The organism is Mangrovibacillus sp. Mu-81 (genome assembly GCF_036867415.1).
Taxonomy (GTDB): domain Bacteria; phylum Bacillota; class Bacilli; order Bacillales; family Bacillaceae_B; genus Rossellomorea.
In genome coordinates, this window is the sequence record NZ_JBAJHU010000001.1 from 24,386 (window position 1) to 47,403 (window position 23,018).

The following is a 23,018-nucleotide window of genomic DNA, read 5'->3' on the forward strand; positions in this document are numbered from 1 at the left end:
AGCATGTCGACAACACCTACACCAATCAATATTCTGGTCGTTGAAGATGATAATGATATCAATCGATTGTTATGCAGGATCATTGAGAAGAGTCATTACGTTCCTCAGGCTGCTTATTCCGGGACGGAAGCGCTGATTTATTTGGAACAGAAGAGATGGGATCTGGTGATGCTGGATTTGATGCTCCCTGGAATGACGGGCGAGGAGGTTCTTGCAGAAATCAGATCGAAGGGTCCGGTCCCGATCATCATTATTTCGGCTAAAAGTGAGCAGCAGACAAAGATTGATTGTCTGCGATCTGGTGCAGATGACTTCATTTCAAAGCCTTTTGATGTGGAAGAAGTATCTGCACGGGTTGATTCTCTGCTGAGGAGATCCAGACATACATATGAAGCCACAGGAGGAGATTCGTTATCGTATAAAGATATTCGCATTGATACTGAAGCGAAAACAGTCATGGTGAATGAAACAATGCTTCTATTGACTGGCCGTGAATACGCGATATTAGTCCTCCTCATGATGTCTCCCGCGAAAGTGTTCTCAAAATCCAATCTGTTTGAAAGTGTATGGAATGAGCCTTACCATGGGGACGATAACACGGTGAACGTTCACATGAGCAACTTGAGAAATAAACTCTCAAAAGCAAATCCTGATGAAGAGTATATCGAAACGATATGGGGGATGGGCTACCGGCTAAAATCTTAAGGTATTCTTAAGATTTACCTTAAGCTTTTCTTACGATTTATCCGTCATTCTGTATGAAGGACAAATGAGGGAGGCTAATGAGCATGAGTGAACACATCATCAGAACACACAACCTGTCAAAAAAATATAAAGATGATTTCGCCATTGAACATATCAATATCACCATTCGAAAAGGGGAGATATATGGCTTCATCGGTCAAAATGGTGCCGGGAAATCAACATTGCTGCGTTTAGTGACCGGGCTTACTTTTCCAACGGAAGGAACGATCGAACGATTTGGCAGCGATAACCCGAAGGAAATCACCCTTGCACAGAAAAGGATGGGGGCGATCATAGAACATCCTGCTCTTTTTGCAAATATGAGCGCATATGAAAACCTGGAAGTCCATCGATTGCAAAAAGGGATACCGGGAAAAGAGTGTATCGGAAAAACGCTTGAGCTGGTCGGTCTTGCGAATGCAGGCAAGAAAAAAACGAAGCACTTTTCACTTGGAATGAAACAAAGGCTGGGACTTGGTATCGCATTATTGAGTGAACCGGAATTCTTGATTCTCGATGAGCCGACGAATGGACTGGACCCGATGGGAATCGTGGAATTGAGGGGATTACTGAAGAAATTAAATCGTGAAAAAGGGCTGACCGTCTTGATCTCGAGCCATATCCTGAGTGAACTCCATCAACTTGCTACGAGTTTTGGCATCATCCACAAGGGAAAATTGCTGGAGGAATTGACGGGGAAAGAGCTGGATGAAAAGTGCAGGCGGCACATCCGGATAAAAGTCGATCAGCCGTCAAAGGGTGCGGCTGTATTGGAAGAAACGTTGGCCACCACTGATTTTGAAGTCATGCAGGATGGAACGATCCACCTTTATCATCATGTTGATGATGTACGAAAGGTCTCTATGGCATTGATGAATAGTGGACTTGTCATTGAACATCTTTCGCAAAACGGCGACAGCCTTGAGAGTTATTTTTCAAAGCTGGTGGGGGGTGCAGCAGGTGAGTAATCTGATGAAGGCAGAATTCTACAAATTGTACCGGAATAAAACATTCTGGGTCGTAGCCGGAACGGTCACAGGACTTAGTGCATTGCTGCACCTTCTCATTATCTTTGACTGGTGGCAGTTGTCAGGGACTGAATTCGATCAGGCCGGATTGAGTGAATTGAACGCTCTGTCTCCATTTAAACTGCCATTATTCTTTAATTTGATCGTCAGTACGGTGGCTGGCTATTATATCGCCACGGATTTTTCACAAAGCGGTGTAATCAAGAATCAATTATTGAGCGGCAATAGAAGATCATATATTTATCTGGCGAAACTTCTTGTCTTCTCGCTTGCTTCCATTCTCGCTGCGATTGTGATTCCATTGGTAACGGCGCTGATCACGGTCACCATCACCGGATACGGGGAGATATTCAGTCCCTCTTCGGTGATGTATCTTGAACGGGCCTATTGTTTATTCACTCTTCAATTTCTGTGCTTTACATCCATCGTATTACTGATTGCTGTTGTAACGGAAGATAGTGGAAAGACCATTCTATTCACACTTTTACTCTCCATTGTGATGTTTGCGATCGAGAAACTGACTTCTGAGCCGATAATCAGATTTTTGTATGAGCATACGTTCTTTTATCAATTCAGTGACGCCTTTAAGATTTCGATGTCAACCGGTGAGGTAGTAACGTCCATTGCAATTGGCGCAGTCGAACTCATCGTCATCACATCATGCGGAATCTTTCTATTTAATCGAAAAGAAATGAACTAAGAAAAGCGGGTGGAAGCAAATGATATATGCAGCAATCATCCTATTGATCGTTATCGGTATTCTATTCATCCGCCTTTTTTCCTTGAAAAAAGAAGTGAAAAACATAAGCAGGCAACTGGATGTCTATACCAGCCGGAAGTCGAATAAAAAAGTGGACCTGTCCCTTTTGGATAAAGATATTGAAAAGCTGGGCAGTGAAATCAATAAACTGATTGATCTGTACGTGACTGAACAGGCACGGAGGATTCATTTCGAACATGAACAAAAGCAGGCAGCCGCCAATATGTCTCATGACTTAAGAACTCCGTTGACATCTATCAGGGGTTTTATCCAGCTGGCCGAAGCGGAGGAAATAACGGGGGATGAGAGAAAAGAATTGTTGGCGACCGCACACAAACGGGCAATTAAGCTGGAGTCATTGCTGAATGATTTCTTTGAACTGAGTCTGATTGAATCCACAGATCAACCGCTGAAATGGGAACGGATCAACTTGAAATCGGCCGCCATCGATGTGCTGATGAGTTTTTACGACCGCTTTAATGAGAAAAAGAAAATGCCGGTGATACATTTACCTGAGCATGATGTATTCATCATTGCAGACGGTTCTGCGGTGACAAGAGTGATCGAAAATCTGGTTTCCAATGCCCTCAGCCACTCAGAAGGGGAAATCACCATCTGTTTGGAGGAGCATGATGGGAGAGCGGAATTAAGTGTGGACAATGCTGCACCTTCCTTGTCTGATGAAGATGTGCAGCGGATGTTTGACCGCTTTTATATGGCGGATCGTTCCCGAGCCGGCAAAGGTACCGGATTAGGATTGTCCATTGTGAAGGGCTTCATGGAGAAAATGAACGGGAAAGTATACGGACAGCTGCATGAAGGGCAGTTGTCGATAATTTGTAAATGGGAAACAGTGGAGAAAGAAGACTAGATTGGGAATGGAGTAATTGATATGTGTAAGAAGTTAGGTGTTATGTTTCTATTGGCATTCATTCTGATGAACGTGCCATCATCAATGATGGCGGCAAAGTCAGTCGATCCTTCCGATGTGGATGGATTTGTCACGGATTATATCGAGCGGAACGGACTGCCCGGGGCGTCGATCGTGATTGTGAAAGATGGAAGGGTAGTGTACGAAAAAGGATATGGACATGATAGTGAGGGGAACCCTTTGACAGCGGCATCACCTCTCAGGATCGGATCCGTTTCCAAATCATTTACGGCATTTGCCGTTCTGCAGCTGGTTGATGAAGGGAAGATTCGCTTGGATGACGCGGTAGTGAATCATCTTCCGGACGTGCAGCCTGATGATCCGAGATGGGGAGAGGTGACCATCCGCCAACTCTTGAGTCACACCTCGGGGATCCCGAATCCAACCATTGTTGCTCCGGCCAATGATCTGGAAGCAGGCGTGGAACGCTTACATGACTTGAAACTTCAATCGGACCCGGGAGAAAAATACGCTTACAGCAATCCGAACTACTGGATCCTCGCTTACTTAGTCGAAAAAGTGAGTGGAATCGAGTTCGCGGATTATCTTGAGAAAAAGATATTCTCCCCCCTTGAGATGGATGACTCGCTAACGGCTGTGAATTCCGGAGATTCCGTAGAAGAATTGCCGAAAGGATATGTCACTGCCTATGGGACGGCAATCCCGTGGACGGAGCTTGAAAAGATGTTCATGGGCTCGGGAGGAGTTGTCTCGACAGCAGCAGATATGGGGAAGTGGCTTTCCATGCACACATACGATGGGAAGACGGAAACAGGAGAGCCATTGCTGTCGGAGGAATTAGTGGAAGAATCTTATTCACCACAGCCCGGCAGTGAGAAATACGGCCTCGGCTGGTCATTGAGTTCAGAGAACGTGGAACCTCCCCGCATTTCGCACAGCGGTGCATTGAGTACCTATCAAACCCAGCAGGACATCGTCCCGGGAAGCGGCTATGCCGTTGCCGTTCTGCTGAACAGCTTCACTCCTTCACGGGAACATGCGTATGAAATCAGTTCAGGCATCATCCGGTTGACCGGGGGAGAACAGCCTGAAATAAAAGCGCCGCTCCCTACAATCATTGATGGTTCACTTGGTGTGATCACTTTGATTTATCTCCTATTGGGAGGCAGGGGAATACTGAGGAGCAGGAGTTGGGTGGAAAGACGCAGACAACAGCCGGCCTGGAGATTCTTTCTGCGGCTGATCCCGCAATTTGCAGCAGCAGCTGTGATCGGCTGCTTTTTCTTTATTGTCCCGATGCTCCAAGACAATAGCTCTACCACGCTGGACGCATTCGGTATCTGGCCGGCAGCGGCGGTTTTACTGGCCGTGATCTTCATCATCGGACTGATCTTAACAATCAGGAGAGTGTATGATCGAATGAGGATTAATGGGAGATTGTGAAGTCAGGTCATACTATTTAGGAAGAGCATCGCATCATGCGGTGCTTTTTAGCATCCACCGGCCATCTTCGCTTTTATTTTTAACAGAGAAAAAAGGAACAGCACCGCTTAACGAGAATACTTATACTAAACACGAAAGCAATGAGGAGGAATTGGATATGACTAATGAAACTGTGCCACAAAGTGAATTGCCCAAGATGAGCAAGCCTGCGAACCGGGAGCTTCATCATGCAGGGTATTACCGGCTTGAACAGTTCACCGATGTGACCGAAGCCGATATTCTGAAGATTCACGGGGTCGGACCGAAAGCGGTCAGGATCCTGAGTGAGGCTCTTAGCGAGAAAGGGTTGTCGTTTGCGGGCACCAGTAAAGGCGGAGACGGGGGTGCTGGGAAGAAAAAATCCAAAGAAGTGATAAATAAGATGGATGCCCAAACGGTGATGGAGGAACTTGAAGCGCTCGGCAAGGAACGGATGAAGAAGATGTACATATCTAACGGGGCAAAGGAGCCGCTGTTCGGCTGTGCGACAGGTGGAATGAAACCGATCGCGAAGAAAATCAAAATCGATCAGGAGCTGGCGGAGGAGCTTTACGCCACCGGGAACTACGACGCCATGTACTTTGCAGGCGTCATCGCTGATCCGAAGGCCATGACCGAGGCGGATTTCGACCGTTGGATGGACGGGGCGTATTTCTATATGCTGTCCGACTATGTCGTGGCTGTGACGCTTGCAGAAGCAGACATTGCACAGGAAGTCGCCGATAAATGGATCGCAAGCGGTGAAGAGCTGAGGATGTCGGGGGGCTGGAGCTGCTACTGCTGGCTGCTCGGGAACCGGAAGGATGAGGAATTCTCGACAGAAAAGCTTGCGGGGATGCTGGAAAAAGTGAAAGAAACCATTCACGATGCACCGGAACGGACCAAATCCGCGATGAACAATTTCGTGACGACCGTAGGGGTTTCTTATGTGCCGCTCCATGAAAAGGCAGTCCAAATCGCGAATGAGATCGGACCGGTCGAAATGATACGCGAGAAGAAAAAGAACAGCATCCTGAAAGCTTCGGAAAATATCCAGAAGGAAGTGGAACGCGGGAAGATCGGGTTTAAGCGGCGGTATGTACGGTGTTAGGTGTGGTTTTGGTTGTTGGATTGGATGAAACCGGGGTTCGGTAAGGTTGCGTGTGTGGGTGTGCGGATTGATACTAACTGGACAGGCGGCTGGATAATAAAAGGTCAAAAGTAATTTTAATGAGACCAGTTCGATTACATTAGCATGTTTTCGATAATAAAAGTTTTAAAGTCGATAATAGATCTTAAGAAATCGATAATATTCTTATGGCCACGCGGCTGTTAGTGTCCGATTTTATTCGATTTGATGAATAAAGAGTCGATATTGGTCATTTATTGCTTCTATGAGCAGCGGCGGTTACGAACATGTGTGAAAATCAAGCCGTTTTTGGTTGTTTTAGATAGTTTTTTCTTTGAAAGTAAAAGAGGGCTGATTCCCTGCGAAATTCATGCAGCGGGGACCAGTCCCTTTTTTTATGCTTAATTTCAGCCGGCACTGCATGTTAGTTAGCTGAAAAAAGACAAATTTGACAAGATTAAAGGGGAGGTGGGTTTGCTGGCTGGAAACAACTTAATCCAGCGCTCACCACGAGGGAACTTTCACGAGGGACCGGCTGCCAGCCCAAGAGGACAAGGGACCTGACCCGGTGTCCCAGCGAGGAACCGGTCCAACCGGGACAAGGGACCTGACCCCCTGTCCCGCTCCGTGGTACTATATGGGTAATGATTAGTGGAGAGATTGGGGTGTTTGTGTATGAGGATGTTGCTGGTGGAGGATGATCGGACGATTGCGGCGGGATTGGAATATTCCTTGCGGCAGGAGGGGTATGAGACGGTTCTTTGTTATGATGCAGGGTCAGCGAAGACGGTGATCGCGGATCGTCTGGATGAGGTTGATTTGTGTTTGTTTGATTTGTCGCTGCCGGACGGGAGCGGATATGAGTTATGTGAGCAGGTGAAGAAGCAGGGGGATAAGCCGGTGATTTTTTTGACGGCGCTTGATGATGAGGTGAATGTGGTGATGGGCCTTGATATGGGTGCGGATGATTATATCACGAAGCCGTTCCGCATCCGGGAGCTGCTGTCGAGGATCCGTTCAGTGCTCCGCCGTTATCAGAAACAGCCGGCTCAGCCGAATGTGTGGATGGACATCTGTGATATCCGCATTCATACGCTGGAAGGAAAGGTCTATAAGCATGGCGGGGAGATCATCCTGACTGCTCTGGAATACAGGCTGCTGCTCATCTTTGCCAACCATGTCGGACAAGTTCTGACACGGGCCCAGCTGCTCGACCGGATTTGGGATGTGGCCGGTGATTTTGTGAACGACAATACGCTGACCGTGTATATCAAGCGCCTGCGGGAGAAGCTTGAAGACGATCCGCAGCAGCCGAAGATCATCAAGACCATACGCGGTATGGGATACAAGGCGGGTGATTGAGATGTGGAGGAACCGGGAGATCCAGCTGTTTTTCTCCATCCTTGGATTCATCACTCTCGCAGGGACGGCAGTGACTGGTTTTCTGCTGTCCGTTCAGGCGGCAGCCGTTGTGTTCATCACCTCGGCTCTACTCACTGCCTGCTGCTTCTTTTTCACGAGATGGCGTTACAGCGAAATAGAGAAGCTTTCAGGGTATTTGCGCAGGATCAGCAGCGGGGATGGCAGCCTTGACCTCAGGGATAACTACGAGGGAGAGCTGAGTATTTTAAAGAATGACATATATAAAGTGACCTTGATGCTGTCCGAGAGCCGTTCGTATCTGGAACGGGACAAGCTTGCGTTAACGAATGCACTCTCGGATATCTCGCATCAGCTGAAGACTCCCCTCACGTCGATGATGGTGATGGCCGACCTCCTCAGTGACAGTAAGTTGGAAGGAGCAAAACGGGCCGAGTTCACTGAGAACATCCGCGTGCAGCTGGATCGAATTGAGTGGCTGGTCTCTTCCCTGCTGAAATTATCAAAGATCGATGCAGGTACCATCGAGTTTAAAAAGGACAAGGTGACCGTACGGGAATTGATCGATCGGTCCATTCAGCCTGTCTTGATCCCGATGGATATTAAAGAACAGACGCTTACCGTGAGCGGCGATGATCAGGCCGCTTTTACGGGCGATTTACGCTGGACTGCCGAAGCACTCATCAATCTATTAAAGAATGGTGTAGAGCATACCGGGAATGGTGGGGAGATTTCCATCTCATTCGAGGAAAATCCTCTTTTCACCGAAATCAGGATCGCCGATGATGGGTCGGGGATCCCGAAAGAAGATCTGCCTTACATATTCAGGCGTTTCTACAAAGGAAAGAATGCAGGGGAGGACAGTGTCGGGATCGGGCTCGCGATGGCTTACAGCATCATCACCAGTCAGCAGGGGGATCTTGAGGTCAGAAGTGAAAAAGGGAATGGCACCGAGTTCTCGATTAAATTTTATAAGAAAAACGAAATCCCGAAGTGAATAGATTGTCACTTTCGAGTCACTTTAAAGTCATATTAGGCAGATATACTGAGGTTAACATCGAAATCATGGAGGTACAAAATGAGTATAGTACAAATCGAAAATCTGTCTAAGATCTACGGCAAGGGGGAAACGGCAGTAAAGGCATTGGATGATGTCTCCTTTTCTGTGAATAAAGGTGAATTTGTGGCAATCATCGGTCCTTCGGGATCAGGGAAGTCCACCCTGCTTCATTTATTGGGCGGTGTCGACCGGCCGACAAGCGGGAAAGTCCTCATCGACAATACCGATATTTATCAACTGGACGAAACACAGCTCGCGATTTTCCGAAGAAGACAGATCGGACTGATCTATCAGTTCTATAATCTGATTCCGATCTTGACGGTCGAAGAAAACATCACGCTGCCGATGTTATTGGACCAGCATAAAGTGGACAGCAAGCAATTGATGTCGATCGTATCGACTTTGGGGCTCGAGCAGCGGATGAACCATCTGCCGAACCAGTTGTCAGGTGGACAGCAGCAGCGCGTATCGATCGGGCGCGCACTGATCAGCAATCCAGCCATCATATTGGCGGACGAGCCGACCGGGAACCTCGACAGCAAGAACAGTCATGAAATCATCGAGTTATTGAAAATGTTCAATAAAACATACAATCAGACGCTGATCGTCATCACTCATGACGAACGGATCGCACTGCAGGCAGACCGGGTGATTGAAATCGCAGATGGAAGGGTCGCTAAAGATGAAGTGATCCGTCCATGAACATCATCAACAAACTGACGTTAAGGCATCTTAAGGAAAACAAAAGAAGGACCCTCGTGACCATCATCGGAGTGATCATCTCGGTGTCGATGATCATGGCCGTTGCGACGCTCGGCGTGTCGTTTCTGGACATAATGAAAAGGCAGTCCATTGCCGACAATGGCGAATGGCATGTTCAGTATGGGGACGTCACGGCTGAACAAATCGATGCGATTGCAAAGGATGAAGCCACAGACAAGCTGATCCTCACGGACGACAGCGGCTACGCAAAACTGGAAGGGGCCAAGGTGGAAGAAAGGCCCTACCTGTTTTTGAAAAAATATAACGAGCAGGGCTTGAAGCAGTTTCCAATCGAATTGATTGAAGGGAGTCTGCCTTCAGCTGAAAACGAGGTGGTCATTTCCGATCATATCGAGAAAGATGCGGGAGTGGAGTATGAGATTGGTAATCAGATCACCCTGGACATCGGCACCCGGTTGCTGCCGGGGGAAAGTCAGAATTTGGGCCAGAATGACCCGCTGCAGCGTGATGAAAATGGGATTACGGAAGAGCTTACTGTTGAATCGACTGAAACGTTGACCGTAACCGGAATCATCAAACGTCCATCCTGGGAGCCGACATGGTCGCCGGGGTACACGATGATCGGTTATGTCGATCAGGACTCCCTGAAGAAATCGGATAAAGTCAATGCGGTTGTCGTACTCGATAAAGTGAACGGATCGCTATTCGACCACGCACAAAAACTGGCGGAACAGAATGGCATCGAGAAAGTGGGATTCAACACCGAATTGCTTCGCTACTACGGAGTGACGAACGATGACAATCTGCGCTTCACTTTGTTCTCCCTACTCGGGATCATCATGGCGGTCATCATCATCGGGTCCGTTTCACTCATTTATAACGCTTTCGCCATCAGTGTATCCGAGCGCGCCAGACATCTGGGGATGCTGTCAAGTGTCGGGGCAACGAAGAAACAGAAGAGGAACTCCGTCTTTTTCGAAGGGGCTGCCATCGGTGTCGTCAGCATCCCGCTTGGCCTGCTGGCCGGAATCGGCGGGATCGCAGCCACCTTCTGGTTCATCAATTCTTATATTGACGGGGCATTGGGCATATCCGAGAAACTCCAGGTCGTCGTGACGCCTTCATCGGTCCTTGTCTCCTGCCTGATTTCCGTCGCCACGATTTTCATCTCGACGTATATCCCTGCACGGAAGGCATCGAAGATCTCGGCGATCGATGCCATCAGGCAGACTCAGGACATCAAATTGTCCGGTAAAACGGTCAAGACTTCCAAGCTCGTCCGGAAATTATTCGGACTGGAAGCGGAGATCGGCTTGAAGAACTTGAAGCGAAATAAAAAGAGATACCATGCAACGATCATCTCCCTCGTCGTCAGTATCGTCCTGTTCTTATCGGTCTCCTTTTTTACCGATAATCTGAAGAAATCAGTGGTGATGTCACAGGACGGAGTCGATTTTGACATCCAAATATCCGGGGACAGCAATGATGCCGAGCAGCTGGAAGAACTGGCTCATTTCGACAGTGTGACAAGTCACAGCCTGCATAATAGCCTGCAGTTGACGTCTCATGTTGAAGAAGAAAAATTTCCGGAAGAATTGAAGAGTATGATCGAGCGGGAAAACATCCCTCTTGAAGATGGCAGCTATCAATACTACGTTAATTTCTACGGATTGGATGAACAAAGTTTTGAGGAATATGCGGAAAAGGCAGGCGCGGACCTTCAGAAGTTCTCCGATCCTGAGAAACCGGCCGCCATCGTCATCGATGAGATTTCCTACCGGGATCCGATCACGACTAAGTTTGTCGAAACAAATTCCATCGAAGCCGGACCGGGAGATGAGCTAGACTTGATGTTCACGAACTATACAACCAACAAAACAATGCCATTTGGCTCTGTTGAAATCGGGGCAGTGACGGATCAAGTGCCGATGGGCATCCGGACAGCCATGATCGGCGGATTGGACATCATCGTGCCGATGGATACACTCGAAGAGATGATTGATTCAAAGATGGAACATGAAGTCCGGAGCCAGATCTTCATGAAGAGCTCCGATCCGATGAAGACCCAGAAAGCCCTTGAAGAAGTGGTCCCATCGAATCTGTATATCTACAATGTGTTCGAGAACCGGCAGCAGGAAGAACAGATGATCCTGTTCCTGTCCGTCTTCACGTACGGATTCATCACCTTGATTTCACTGATTTCAATCGCGAATATATTCAACACCATTTCAACCGGCATCTCCCTGAGAAAAAGGGAATTCGCCATGTTGAAATCAGTGGGGATGACACCTAAAGGCTTCAATAAAATGATCAACTATGAAAGCATCTTCTACGGCGTCAATGCCCTGCTATTCGGGCTGCCGGTCAGTATCGGAGTCATGTACCTGATCCACAAATCGGTCGGCGAAACCTTCGAATACGGATTCGAACTGCCATGGATCGATATCCTCTTCGTCATCATCGCGATCTTCATCATCGTCAGCTCAGCCATGCTGTACTCAATCGGGAAGATCAAGAAAGAAAACATCATTGAAGGGTTGAAGCAGGAGAATATTTAGGGTTTAGCTTTTCACCTGAAATGATGCTGAATGATAAGGATCTGCCCCGCTGCGCAATTCACGCGGAGGGGGCAGGTTCTTTTTTATGTTCAGGGACAGTGGGGACAGGTACGTTGTCCCGGGCTGATCCCGGGCAAGGTCCAGGAAAGGTACCTAGTCACGCCCCTGACCGGCATAAAATGTATATACACTTGAAAGGTTGACTTTGATTCCATTCACGCCTGTCCATTCCATATATTCAGGAGGGAGTTTGAAGTCAGAAATAAATTTCTGCAACGAGATTTTATTGTTAAGTGCTTTCATCGATTCTTGCTTAATGAAAGAAATGTACCCCTCTACTTTATCCAGAAGGTCTTCATTGCTGATATTTCCATGCCCCGGGACAAATAGGTCTATGTCCATTTCCTTTACTTTTTTCAACATGGTAATGAAACTCTCAGGGTTATAAATGGGTACATGCAGGTTTTCTGTCAGTAAATCAGCCATGAAGGCAATATTATCTTCCGGTAAAAGCATAAATGTGTCACTTATGGTATGTCCTCCACCAAGACACTGCAATTCAACTTTTCGTTTTGATCCTTCAATAATCAGTTTTTCTTCAAACAGTACATTCGGCAAAATGATTTGCATATGAGGTAAGTCATTCAGCACTCTGGACATTTCGTTGTGCTGATTTGTCAGGCTGGCTTTGAGGATGGTGTCTTGAGTGAGTTCTATTTGTTTGTGCAGCTGATGCAGATATTCCTTCGTTTCTTGGATTTCTTTCTCCACATCATCCAGTTTGTTTTTTTCTTTGCACCATTCCTTTGTCAAAGCAGTGGAAATAATGATTGTATCACTGTATGCTTGATTACCGAAAACATGATCCCCATGGTAATGGCTGTTGATCAGATATTTCACCTTTTTTCCAGTAAGGAGTTCAGCCTGTTTCCTTAATTCAAGACCTGCAGAAGGGGTGGTGAATGAATCGAAAACCAGCACTTCATCCCCCAGATCGACAATTCCCGCATTACTCCAGGCACCTCGCCCTGGAATGGAAATCGCTGCATACACCCCGTCACCTAAAGAATATAAATCAAAGAACTTAGTTTTTTTAATGAAAGATTTCATTTCTACTCCCCCGGTTAACACATCGCTCTTACATAATATTTACCATAAGGAGTGTAAATTCCTGCAGTATCGCTTTAATATAGCTGGGACGTTCTTTTGGCAGTTGGAATTTAATGTTAGAATAGAGGTTTATTGGAAGTGATCTGTGATTCGTTAGAAGAAAGGGAAGGGGAAAAATGCTTAATTTTAATTATGTCACCGATGCAGTATCCATTGGGTTGTATGTTTTGTCGTGGGTACTCATAGGATTATTGGTTTTAAAAATCTATAGAAGACAGCAGGTGAAACCCAGGTGGTGGAAGGCTGCAGTTGCCACGCTTGCAGGGATCGTCACATTCACGATCAACTGGGAGTTGTCCGGAGAGTTAGTGAAGATCCCAATTTTACCGCTTGGTGTTTGGATTTTGTATGGAATCTTAAAGAGGAAGGAAGACAGGTGGGACAAATACCGGTCGTTTGCCTGGCTGGGGTTTGCCTCGAATTTCGTCTTTCTTGCGGCTACACTGATTTCGATTCCGCTCTATTCGTTGGTCTATCCCGAAAGCGATGCAGCGACGCATATTGCGGATGCGGATAATGCATCAGTTGTCGCTATTCATCCGTCGGGGGAAGATGGTTTGATCCTGGATAAAGATAGATTAATAGACCAGCTGCCTTCAATGGACCAGGAAAAAGTGGAAAGCGACGTATGGTATAACCAGATGTACCGGAAATCTGAAGGCAAACGGAACAAAAACGAGCGCTTTCCGTATCAGTTGATTGGGGTTTCATCTAAGTGGGGCAGCGGAGTGAAGCCTGTCATCTATTTGGAAGATGACGGGAAAGGGATTCTCATCACCACTCCTGACGAACAATCCTATTTCAGGTTCAATCAATCTATTCTACAGGAGGGGATGGCAAGGTGACTGGGAAAAAGAAAGCCATCATAGCGGGTGCTGTCCTCCTTTTGCTTGGGGGATCTCTAGCCATCTACTGGTTCTATTTTTCTGAACCCAATGCTCTGCCGGGTCAAGACCAGATGATAACGGAGATCAATGGATTGCTGCCAGAAGCGGATGCCTGGGAAATCCAGGAGACGATCATGGTCGACAACGAGCATGCAGTTGCACCTTTCACATCAAAAGATGGAATCTATGGTGTCAGCAGCTGGGTCTGGAAACATCATGAATGGAAACTCGGAAGCGTCCGTACAAATGGGGAACCGAAGATATGGAAAGTGGACCCCGATGATCCGGCAACCTATCGGATTGTCTGGAATATCGACCCTGCAGAAGAAAGCCTGGATACACTGAATTTCTTTTTTGTCAGAGAGCGGTATTGGTCAGTCTCAGGAGACCGGCATCAATACGATCCCAGTATCCAGTTGAAGAAGGAAGTCTCTTTCCGGGAGCATCCGTACGGTGTCATGAAGCTGCCGGACGATTGGACAGCTGTGGTGGAATCGGGGGCTGAAGGGAACCCAAGGGAAGTTGTCCATCGCTCTTATCCCGGCTTCCAATGGATCCCCCTTGACGAAAACGGAGAGGAAACGTTCCTCGACAGCGCCGTAAATGGTTCGAGCTATCATACCGGACTTGTGGAGGAAGAGCATATGATGATTGTTAACTTGGAAGAGGTTGAGTAATTGGGACAGGGGGGACAGGTACGTTGTCCCGGGCTGATCACGGGCAGGGCCCAGGACAGGTACCCTGTCACGCCGTGCTTTGTTGGTTTTAGTGTAGACAAATGTGGTAAGTCCAATTGTTTGCCAGGGCATCTAAACACTCATAACGTAATACCAAAGACTGCCTCCAGCTTCTTTTTCCCAACATCCGTTACTTTAATGGCTCTGGTATCCGGCAACCGGCGGACCCAGTTTAACTCCAGGAATTTTTCCAAGACTGCATTTCCGAGGGCTCCGGAAATGTGATGGCGCCGTTCACTCCAGTCCAGGCATTTATGGATGTAGGTGCGGCGCTTTTTTTCCGCTGCTTTCAGATCGATGGCAAGGGATGCAAACAGCTCTTCTCCTTGTTCGGTCAGGACAAAAGTTTCTTCATGTTCTTCAATACATCCGCTTCTGAGTAAAGAATCCGTCATTTTGACCCCGAGACTGCCTGCGAGGTGATCGTAGCATGTTCTGGCATATCTCACCGCTTTGTCCTGCGTTACTTGCCTGAATGATTTCATCTCGATCTTTGGGGCGATTGATAGAAACGTTTCTAACACCGAGGCGACTTCATGATCTTTCAATCCATAATAGCGGTGCCGTCCCTGTTGATCGACTTTGATGACATCTGCCTCAACCATTTTCTTCAGGTGAAAACTTGTCGTTTGTGGACTGATTCCTGCTATATAAGCAAGGCTGCTGGCAGGATGCAGCCTTCCATCCAATAGAGCCGTCAGGATGGCGGCACGTGACGGCTCACTGATCAATGCAGCCACTGAAGCGATATTCGGACTTGTATTCATACGATCCCTCCTATGTAATCCATATTTCGATGATAATGGAAGTGTTCTTCAATTACAATATGTGTATAAATTGAAGGAGGTAATAGAAATGGAGAAAGTGTTCGTTGAAACTGAAACAAAAAAGATACAGCCCAAAATATTATATTATGGTACACCGGTCATCTTGCTCACAACCTTAAATGAAGATGGTACAGTGAATATTAGTCCGCTGTCATCCTCATGGGCCTTGGGGAATTACATCATCCTCGGACTCGGGGTGGGAGGGAAAGCCTTTGAAAATGTGAAGCGTCATCCTGAATGTGTCATCAACATCCCCGGACCAAACCTTTGGAAAAACGTTGAGAGCCTCGCACCCTATACAGGTAAATATCCCGTGCCTGAGGAGAAAAGGATACACGGATTTACATATAACCCTGAAAAATATGAAACAAGTAAATTAACTGCGGTCGAATCTGAAACGGTCCAGCCCACAAGAATCCTTGAATGCCCAATCCAAATTGAAGCGAAAGTCAACGCGGTCCGGGTCCCGGACTATTCTGAGGATTTTTCAATCGTGGAAACAGAAGCCATACATGTTCATGCGCATGAAAACATGATAATAGAAGAAAACCATATAAATCCGGATAAGTGGAGTCCGTTAATCTATAATTTCCGGCATTATTATGGTTTGGGGGAGAAGCTGGGAGTGACGTTTAGGGCGTAGGTATTACTGCATTGAAACATGCCGTTTATTATGTGCCGGGGGAGCTGTCCCCATGGCTGTCCCTGCTATATTTATAGTACAATGAAGTTAAATGGACTATTAATATATCGATTGTAGGGGAAATGGATCATGACACTTAAAAAAATGAAGAGTATCTTGTTTATACTGCTTGGGTCAATCTCCCTTGTAGTCGGGATTGCCGGCACTGTGCTTCCTGTTCTGCCGGGCGGACCGTTTTATTTATTTGCAGCCTATTGCTTTGCCAAGGGTTCCAGGAGGATGGAGCGCTGGCTTAAGAGCACAGCCATATATGAGAAATATGTTGAAGCATTCCTTCAAAAGAAGGGGATGACCCGGAAAGAGAAGATTCGAATTAACATGACGGCGGATTTCTTTATTCTGCTTTCTATCGTGTTTGTGGACATCCTGCTCGTTCGAGTCCTTCTAATAGGGCTCGCCCTGTACAAACATTATTATTTCATCAAGAAAATCAAGACGATTCCTCCGGTTTCATCTGAGGTGGAGAAAAGCCAGTAACCTGTGGGGGACTGGCTTTATTCTTTGTAGGGTTCATATGTATAGGATGAATGAGTAAAGATATGGAGGTTATCTGAAGCCGAAGGGACAGCTTTCGCGGCTGAGTGAACCATTGCCTGTCCCGGTGGTTCATGTGGTTCACGGCGAGATTCCCGTCAGAAATCAAACACCATCAAGCCCTTCCACTCCTATGCAAGCACCCACTTCATCCACCCCGCAATCTCCTGCTCATCCGTACGGGGATTTTGTTCCAATTTCTCGATAACCCGTTCCCGGCGGTGCGCTGGATGGTTTTGGCTTAATTTCGCTTTTCCTTCGATTTTCGTGATGTGCAGTCTGAAGGCTTGGATTCCTTTGCTCATGCCAGCGAGGTAGTTGGAATCGATATCCACAAGTTTGTAGGAGCTGTCAGGAGCTTCATATTTGGTCACCAATTCCTGCAGGGATTCCATTACTTCCTCTTCATCCTCCACAAGCTCGACTTGCCCATATACATGAACAGTCACGTAATTCCAGGTGGGCACTGCTTTATCCGTCTCATACCAGGAGGGGGAGATATAACAATGCGGTCCGTGAAAAACCGCCATGACGGTTTGGGTGTCGATTTCTTTCCACTGAGGGTTTGGTCGTGCGAAGTGCCCATATAAATGGGTCTTCTCCTTGTTCAACAGTAACGGCAAGTGAGTGGCAGAGGGCATCCCGTTTTGTTGGGAAAAGAGTGTCGCAAATCCGTGGTCCTTTATGATGTCAAAGGCAATCGATTTCTCAGTGATTTTAAAATGTTGAGGGATGTACATGGTGGTTCTCCTTTCTATTTGTCTATATAGGATAGATTCTGTAAGAAGGGGTAAAAGTCCTTTATCAGTGGAACTGGAAGCAAGCTCCTGGAAAAGGAGCCGTGGTTCACAGAATTTGCCTGATGAATGCAATAAGGTATAATTTAAATATGAATGAATGCGGAAGGGGGGAAATGTGTGAGGAAAGTTTCTATATGCTTTTTACTTGTTTTTCTGGCAGGACTTCAGCAATCGCATGGTTTGAACTACCACGATGTCAACGGTAAGGAGGAGTTAAAAGCTGATACCTCGCACTTGACGGGTATTGACATGATACTCTCTCAAACCTCTTCGCTTCCTCATCAGGTTGATGATGGGGTACCTCTAAAAAACTATTTAGCTGAAAAAATCAGATCCTATCCACCTGCTGGCGTGATGGATTATGCTGCGATGGATATTTCTCCAGATACGTCCGGGTTCATTGAAGTCATGATGTATCAGTCCAACTATCTCTCCTAATCTTTTCTTTTCGTTTATTCAGAATGGAATTTACTATGAATGTAATATAAACAGGGGGAAGTTAAATTGACTGAAGAATCATTTGAGCAGCAAATGAAATCAAGGCTGCAACATCCGAAATTAACGAGGACAAAGGTCGCGAAACGGGGTTTTTTCATCCTGTTAGGAGCGATTATGATGGCATTGGGGATCGAAGTATTTCTTGTTCCCAATATGATCATGGATGGCGGAATTGTCGGAATTTCGATCATCTTATATAACTTGACGGGCATCAGTCTGGGAGCGTTTATTTTTTTCCTGAATATTCCGTTCTTTTTTCTCGGTTATAAACAAATCGGAAAGACGTTTGCTATATCGACTCTAGTCGGGATCACCATTTTATCTCTAGCAACGAGTTATCTTCACCATGTGGCGGCATTCACCTCGGATATGCTGCTCGCCACCGTGTTTGGCGGGATTGTCCTCGGTGCAGGGGTGGGATTGGTCATCCGCTATGGCGGTGCATTGGATGGGAGTGAAATTCTTGCCATCCTGTTAAATAAGAAGTTTCCCTTTTCCGTTGGGGAATTCATTATGCTGTTTAATGTGTTCATTTTTGCCTGGGGCGGCTTTGTACTCGGCTGGGATCGTGCCATGTATTCCGTTCTCGCGTATGTCATCGCATTTAAAACGATCGATATCGTCATCGACGGCTTTGATGAATCGAAATCTGCCTGGATCATCAGTGATAAGGACCAGGAGATCGGTGATGCGATCTTAGCGCGCCTGGGTCGCGGTGTCACCTATCTGAAGGGAGAAGGCGGCTACTCCGGAGAAGACAAGAAAGTGATATTCTGTATCGTTACCCGACTCGAAGAAGCCAAATTGAAATCGATTGTCGAAGAACTGGATCCCTCGGCGTTCCTGGCCGTGGCCGATATTAATGAAGTTCGCGGTGGAAGGTTTAAAAAGAGGGACATCCACTAAGCGGGACAAGGAGACAGAGTCCATGGCTCGCCTCAAAATAGGCAAAGGAAACAGGTTCCCTGGCTTCTTCAAAATTATGACGAAACCGGAAAGGGAAGCGAGGGGGAGAGGATCTTGCTTCCCTTTCTGTATGTACAAAAAAACCGGCTGGCGCCGGCTTTTTTTATTCCAATTATTTTTGAGCATTCATGGCTTCCCATTCTTCTTTACTTGGGCCGTAGACACCTGGTACTTTCAGGCCGGCCTGTCTCATGAGGACGGTCAATTGTCCGCGGTGATGGGCCTGGTGCTGAATGAGCAGACGGAATACTGCCTGTATCGGCATGTCCATCCCGAATAAGTTCACCATTTCGTTCATCTTCTCTTCAGACACCTGCTCGGAAACGGCTTCTGAAAGACGCTGGCTTACGAGTTTATAAGTCTCGCTGATTTCCGCTGCAGATTTTGGTGCTTCTTTGCGAAGATCCGGAACCTCAAAGGTGATGCCGACTTGAGAAGGAAAGTAAAAAGCAGCTCCCGTAATATGCCATGCTACACTCCCGATGCTGTAGAGCCCCGGAGAAACCTCTTGTTTCAACGACTCATCTGTCAGCGCATCCAGCACCTTCCCGGTTACCGCCGCTTCCTGTTTCCATTCCTGTAAGAAATCATTTACTGTTGTGAACATTGTGATACCCTCCCTTTTTTTGAAAAACGGACTTTCGGTTTTATTGTAGCACGGTGTGGTAGTGTGATGCTTGTTTTAAGGGTTTATATGTTTTGTGGGCCGAGGTGACTGCACCCGTTGGCTCTTTGCGGGTCAGCCAATAAATCTTTGCTTGTCTGTAATTCCCGGCAGCTATATAATAGAAAAGAATCTTAAACGTAAAGGAGGGATAATCATGCATACGTTCACATTGGACATCAAAGCTGAGAAGAAATACCTTGTCTTCATGATGTCTATTTTTGGAATTTCAGCCGTCAACGGGACAAGTCTGTCCAATTCAGCTGATCTTTCATAGATGTGAACATTTGTATGATTTCCTGAAAAAATAGCGAAAGCCGCAGGGGATGATGCCCTGCGGCTTTTTTGACTTTATGTTTAAGAGAGGACGACATTCAATGAAAATGAAAAACAATATCTATCTGCTCTATTTTTATTTATTTTTTGCTCAACTATTTTTTGACCGTGCCCTTTGGGTCATCTATCTCGGTGACAAGGGTATGACGTTCGGCGAGATCGGGCTATTAGAGGCATTTCTTCATTTGGCCATCGTGTTATTTGAGGTGCCGACCGGGATGATTGCCGATTTGTACGGGAGGAAGGTCAGCCTGGTGATCGGAAATGTGTTCAGTCTCCTGTATGCGCTCCTGATGCTTGTGAGCGGGACGTTTTCCGTATTTACACTCGCATTCCTGTCAATGGGACTGATGGTCACCTTCCATTCCGGGGCCGAGCAGGCATTTGCTTATGATACTCTGAAACAGGCAAATCGGGAAAAGGACTATACGAGAGTGATTGGAAGCATGACGGCGATTTCATTATTATCGCTGAGTCTGGCCAAATTCCTCGGCGGGTTCATGGCCGAGATCAGCTGGGAATGGGTATACATCTCGACGATTGTCACCCATGTCCTTGCCGTGATTCCGCTTTTGTTCATGAAGGAGCCCCAGCGCGAAAAGACCGAAGAAATCGGCGGGCGCTGGTACAATCAGTGGGTCCATCAATTCAAACTGGGGTTGAACGTCTGGAAAACCAACCCGGTCATCCACCAGCCTGTCGTGCTGGTCATCCTGGCGAGTGCTGTCATGGTCATCATCGTGTTCTACGGACAGGAATATTTCATTCAACTGGGCTACTCTTCGATCGTCGTCGGGGCGATATTCACAATCGAAGGACTTCTCGGTGTCGTGATGGCGAAGATCGCGTACAAGGTAGAGGAACGATTCCAGTTCTTCAATATCCTCCACTATGGACTGGGTCTGTTCGTCTTGTTCTTCATCCTGTTCATCTTTGCCAGCGACTGGGCGATCCTGCTCTCATTCCTGTTCCTGGCACAGCTGTTGAGCCTGTTCGAACCGATCTTCAGCTCTTTCATTCAGAGGTTCCTGGAGAGCAACGTCCGGTCAACATTCCTTTCACTGATCGGATTGATGGAAAGTTTCGTGATCATGATCAGCTTTCCGCTTTTTGGATATGCGATTGAGCGGAGCGGGTTTACGGATGGATTCGCAGGACTGCTGCTTGTCTTTTTGGTGATGGGCGGCGGGTATTTGGTTGTTGATCGGATTAGGGTGAGGAGGAAGGGGTGATTTGTTTAACCCCTTTTTGTTAAGAGGCTGCCTTCTGATTTGTGCGGGAGGCAGTTTTTCTTTATTTTTTTTTCGGTGCTGCGGGGGGAAGGAGAGTCAGGGATGAAAAAGAGTTAATTGATGGGTGAATATGCACATATGGGTGAGTTTTTTTAAAAATTGGAATTTGCGATGATTGCTCTTTTTATGGCGGGTCTTGTGCTTCATGTGGTGGAGTGAAGCTGGGCATAGGAGCTGGTTAAGTTTCTTTACAAATAATACAGTCAGGGAACGATTTCCCCGACATGAATTTCACCCTTTATTTAATTCAATCAATTTCTTGATATCTTTTAATTTAATACCTTCTTTATATAATTGATCGGAGTCTAAGTCTAACTCTCCTGGCCAAGTAACGGTTTTTAATTTTGCATCTACAAACACTTTCTGGAAGAACTCTGGATCTTTAAGTTTCTGAAGAACTCCAACCATGTGCGGCTTAATATCAACGAATTTTTTTTGCCCGTCTGAAAAGTCTACAAGCAGCCAGCCGTCCATCTGTGGAATGACGGCTGCTTTTATTATTTGAATCATAGTTACCCCTCCTGGTATAAGTTTGAGATTTGATAATAAATGGCTCGGTTTTGATAATATATCCCTGTTATTGATAATATAATTGGATTTTTGATAATATCCATTCTGGTTTTGATAATAAGTGAGGCTGAACAGCCTGATTTAGGTGTGCAGGGTCGGGCAGATGGCCATCTTTTTGGAAAGTTGGGCGTGTTACTGATAAAAACATTGAAACAAGGTGTTTCGAACGCTATATCATCATGTTTTCGATGTAATAATCATCAAAACCATGCTTTCCCTCTGACTTCCCGGCAGATTTGATCGGAATATTGTCTATTCTATAAATAATGAAGCTTCTTTGCAATTATATGTGATTTGAGCAGGAAAGTGGGTCAAGAAACCTGTCCCCCCGACCCACCGGGAAAAGCCCCCGAACCGGGACAGCCTCTGAAGTCAATTCTTCTTCAACACCCCGATGAGTTCCCGGATGACGCTACCGGCTGCGGTGTCTGCAGGACAGACTGCATAAAATGGCCGGTGGATGACGTAAGGGTCGATGGGGAAGAGTTTTCCTGCTGCGACTTCTTCTTTGACCATGGAGCTTGAGAGGAAAGCGATGCCGAGACCCCTTAGTGCCAGCTGTTTGATTAGGTGATGGCTGCCGGCTTCGATGATTTCGGCTGGATGGATTTGTTCCGTTTTGATGAACTGGTCGGCGTAGTCGCGTGTCCCTGATCCTTTTTCTCTGAGAATGAGGGGGGAGGAGTGGAGGTTCATGCCCCTGTTTGCGAAGAATCGCAGTTCGTCACGGCTGATGACATCGGTTTGGAACGGCTCAATTCCTTTTGTGCCCTCGACGATTGCGAGGTCTAGTTCGTGATTTTCGAGAAGTTCGACGATTCTATTGTGATTATGGATTTTCATTTGGAGACGTACATGCGGATAGAGGATTTTCAGTTTTTTTACAAAATCGGGAAGTAGGGCTTCGCTAACCGTGTTGGTCGATCCGATCCTCAGGAGTACCTCTTCGCGTTCTTCTGCGGCATGCTCCATCGATTTCCAAAGCTCTATCATCTTTTGCCCGTCGGCGAACACTTTCTGCCCGGCCGGTGTCAGTGTGAAGGGAAGATGGGTGGTGCTTCTGTCGATGAGATTCACACCGAGCGATTGTTCCAATTTCTTAACATGGATGCTGACGGTCGGCTGCGACATATTCAGGAACTCACTTGTTTTCGTGAAATGCTGAAAATGGGCGAGCGTGACGAATGTGCGAATCCAGGTTAGTTCCATGTAAAAAACACCTCCATTACAAAACGTAATTGTACTCATTGTTATTATTCATTATTATTATACCCTTCCGCACGGTATAATGGCAGAGAA

Annotated in this window: 23 protein-coding genes; 17 read left to right on the plus strand and 6 right to left on the minus strand. The window is 46.7% G+C overall.

The features are described 5' to 3' along the window. The first annotated feature begins 3 nt into the window (after nucleotides 1-3). From V6B33_RS00115 to V6B33_RS00160, 10 genes are all read left to right on the plus strand, one after another. Nucleotides 4-705 carry a response regulator transcription factor gene (locus tag V6B33_RS00115; RefSeq protein WP_334215714.1) on the plus strand — a complete coding sequence of 234 codons (702 nt, stop codon included), beginning with the start codon at nucleotides 4-6 and terminating at the stop codon, nucleotides 703-705. Between the two features lie 83 nt (nucleotides 706-788). Next, nucleotides 789-1,712 carry an ATP-binding cassette domain-containing protein gene (locus V6B33_RS00120; protein WP_334215715.1) on the plus strand — a complete coding sequence of 308 codons (924 nt, stop codon included), beginning with the start codon at nucleotides 789-791 and terminating at the stop codon, nucleotides 1,710-1,712. Further along, nucleotides 1,705-2,472 (plus strand): ABC transporter permease, encoded by a 768-nt coding sequence (locus V6B33_RS00125; RefSeq protein ID WP_334215716.1) that lies wholly within the window; start codon nucleotides 1,705-1,707, stop codon nucleotides 2,470-2,472. Before V6B33_RS00120 ends, V6B33_RS00125 begins: the two co-directional genes overlap by 8 nt. Before the next feature lie 19 nt (nucleotides 2,473-2,491). Then, nucleotides 2,492-3,403: a sensor histidine kinase gene (locus V6B33_RS00130; protein WP_334215717.1), complete on the plus strand. Its 912-nt coding sequence runs from the start codon at nucleotides 2,492-2,494 to the stop codon at nucleotides 3,401-3,403. Between the two features lie 21 nt (nucleotides 3,404-3,424). Beyond that, complete coding sequence (locus V6B33_RS00135; RefSeq protein WP_334215718.1) at nucleotides 3,425-4,867, plus strand: serine hydrolase domain-containing protein; 1,443 nt, start codon at nucleotides 3,425-3,427, stop codon at nucleotides 4,865-4,867. Between the two features lie 421 nt (nucleotides 4,868-5,288). After that, nucleotides 5,289-5,996: a DNA alkylation repair protein gene (locus V6B33_RS00140; protein ID WP_334216388.1), complete on the plus strand. Its 708-nt coding sequence runs from the start codon at nucleotides 5,289-5,291 to the stop codon at nucleotides 5,994-5,996. A 693-nt stretch (nucleotides 5,997-6,689) separates the two neighbouring features. Then, nucleotides 6,690-7,376 (plus strand): response regulator transcription factor, encoded by a 687-nt coding sequence (locus V6B33_RS00145; protein ID WP_334215719.1) that lies wholly within the window; start codon nucleotides 6,690-6,692, stop codon nucleotides 7,374-7,376. A gap of 1 nt (nucleotide 7,377) precedes the next feature. Further along, complete coding sequence (locus tag V6B33_RS00150) at nucleotides 7,378-8,391, plus strand: sensor histidine kinase (RefSeq protein WP_334215720.1); 1,014 nt, start codon at nucleotides 7,378-7,380, stop codon at nucleotides 8,389-8,391. Between the two features lie 81 nt (nucleotides 8,392-8,472). After that, a complete protein-coding gene (locus V6B33_RS00155; RefSeq protein WP_334215721.1) occupies nucleotides 8,473-9,156 on the plus strand; it encodes an ABC transporter ATP-binding protein in 684 nt (227 codons plus the stop codon). Continuing rightward, complete coding sequence (locus V6B33_RS00160) at nucleotides 9,153-11,735, plus strand: FtsX-like permease family protein (protein ID WP_334215722.1); 2,583 nt, start codon at nucleotides 9,153-9,155, stop codon at nucleotides 11,733-11,735. Before V6B33_RS00155 ends, V6B33_RS00160 begins: the two co-directional genes overlap by 4 nt. Before the next feature lie 153 nt (nucleotides 11,736-11,888). Here V6B33_RS00160 and V6B33_RS00165 read toward each other — a convergent pair whose 3' ends face one another. Beyond that, nucleotides 11,889-12,845 (minus strand): MBL fold metallo-hydrolase, encoded by a 957-nt coding sequence (locus V6B33_RS00165; RefSeq protein WP_334215723.1) that lies wholly within the window; start codon nucleotides 12,843-12,845, stop codon nucleotides 11,889-11,891. Between the two features lie 176 nt (nucleotides 12,846-13,021). On the opposite strand from V6B33_RS00165, the gene V6B33_RS00170 reads away from it, so the two are divergent. Beyond that, entirely contained in the window at nucleotides 13,022-13,750 is a 729-nt protein-coding gene (locus V6B33_RS00170; RefSeq protein WP_334215724.1) for a hypothetical protein, read from the plus strand. Continuing rightward, entirely contained in the window at nucleotides 13,747-14,469 is a 723-nt protein-coding gene (locus V6B33_RS00175) for a hypothetical protein (RefSeq protein WP_334215725.1), read from the plus strand. Before V6B33_RS00170 ends, V6B33_RS00175 begins: the two co-directional genes overlap by 4 nt. A gap of 140 nt (nucleotides 14,470-14,609) precedes the next feature. Here the strand turns inward: V6B33_RS00175 and V6B33_RS00180 are convergent, their stop codons facing one another. Then, on the minus strand, nucleotides 14,610-15,296 hold the full coding sequence (locus V6B33_RS00180) for an ArsR/SmtB family transcription factor (protein ID WP_334215726.1): 687 nt from the start codon (nucleotides 15,294-15,296) through the stop codon (nucleotides 14,610-14,612). Nucleotides 15,297-15,384: 88 nt separating this feature from the next. On the opposite strand from V6B33_RS00180, the gene V6B33_RS00185 reads away from it, so the two are divergent. Beyond that, nucleotides 15,385-15,999: a flavin reductase family protein gene (locus tag V6B33_RS00185; protein WP_334215727.1), complete on the plus strand. Its 615-nt coding sequence runs from the start codon at nucleotides 15,385-15,387 to the stop codon at nucleotides 15,997-15,999. 129 nt (nucleotides 16,000-16,128) lie between these two features. Next, entirely contained in the window at nucleotides 16,129-16,536 is a 408-nt protein-coding gene (locus V6B33_RS00190) for a YbaN family protein (protein WP_334215728.1), read from the plus strand. 188 nt (nucleotides 16,537-16,724) lie between these two features. On the opposite strand, the gene V6B33_RS00195 is transcribed toward V6B33_RS00190, so the two are convergent. Beyond that, the gene (locus V6B33_RS00195) at nucleotides 16,725-17,333 is read right to left on the minus strand and encodes an FMN-binding negative transcriptional regulator (RefSeq protein ID WP_334215729.1); all 609 of its coding nucleotides are present in this window, start codon (nucleotides 17,331-17,333) and stop codon (nucleotides 16,725-16,727) included. Between the two features lie 177 nt (nucleotides 17,334-17,510). Here V6B33_RS00195 and V6B33_RS00200 point away from each other — a divergent pair, with 177 nt between their 5' ends. Together V6B33_RS00200 and V6B33_RS00205 are read left to right on the plus strand one after the other, a co-directional pair. Beyond that, entirely contained in the window at nucleotides 17,511-17,831 is a 321-nt protein-coding gene (locus V6B33_RS00200; RefSeq protein ID WP_334215730.1) for a hypothetical protein, read from the plus strand. Between the two features lie 93 nt (nucleotides 17,832-17,924). After that, a complete protein-coding gene (locus V6B33_RS00205) occupies nucleotides 17,925-18,797 on the plus strand; it encodes a YitT family protein (protein WP_334216389.1) in 873 nt (290 codons plus the stop codon). 172 nt (nucleotides 18,798-18,969) lie between these two features. Here V6B33_RS00205 and V6B33_RS00210 read toward each other — a convergent pair whose 3' ends face one another. Continuing rightward, entirely contained in the window at nucleotides 18,970-19,464 is a 495-nt protein-coding gene (locus V6B33_RS00210) for a DinB family protein (protein ID WP_334215731.1), read from the minus strand. A 434-nt stretch (nucleotides 19,465-19,898) separates the two neighbouring features. On the opposite strand from V6B33_RS00210, the gene V6B33_RS00215 reads away from it, so the two are divergent. After that, nucleotides 19,899-21,089 carry an MFS transporter gene (locus tag V6B33_RS00215; RefSeq protein WP_334215732.1) on the plus strand — a complete coding sequence of 397 codons (1,191 nt, stop codon included), beginning with the start codon at nucleotides 19,899-19,901 and terminating at the stop codon, nucleotides 21,087-21,089. Between the two features lie 291 nt (nucleotides 21,090-21,380). Here V6B33_RS00215 and V6B33_RS00220 read toward each other — a convergent pair whose 3' ends face one another. Both V6B33_RS00220 and V6B33_RS00225 read right to left on the minus strand, forming a co-directional pair. Then, entirely contained in the window at nucleotides 21,381-21,659 is a 279-nt protein-coding gene (locus tag V6B33_RS00220) for a DUF2442 domain-containing protein (protein WP_334215733.1), read from the minus strand. A gap of 432 nt (nucleotides 21,660-22,091) precedes the next feature. Next, nucleotides 22,092-22,928 (minus strand): LysR family transcriptional regulator, encoded by an 837-nt coding sequence (locus V6B33_RS00225; RefSeq protein ID WP_334215734.1) that lies wholly within the window; start codon nucleotides 22,926-22,928, stop codon nucleotides 22,092-22,094. Nucleotides 22,929-23,018 lie beyond the last annotated feature (90 nt).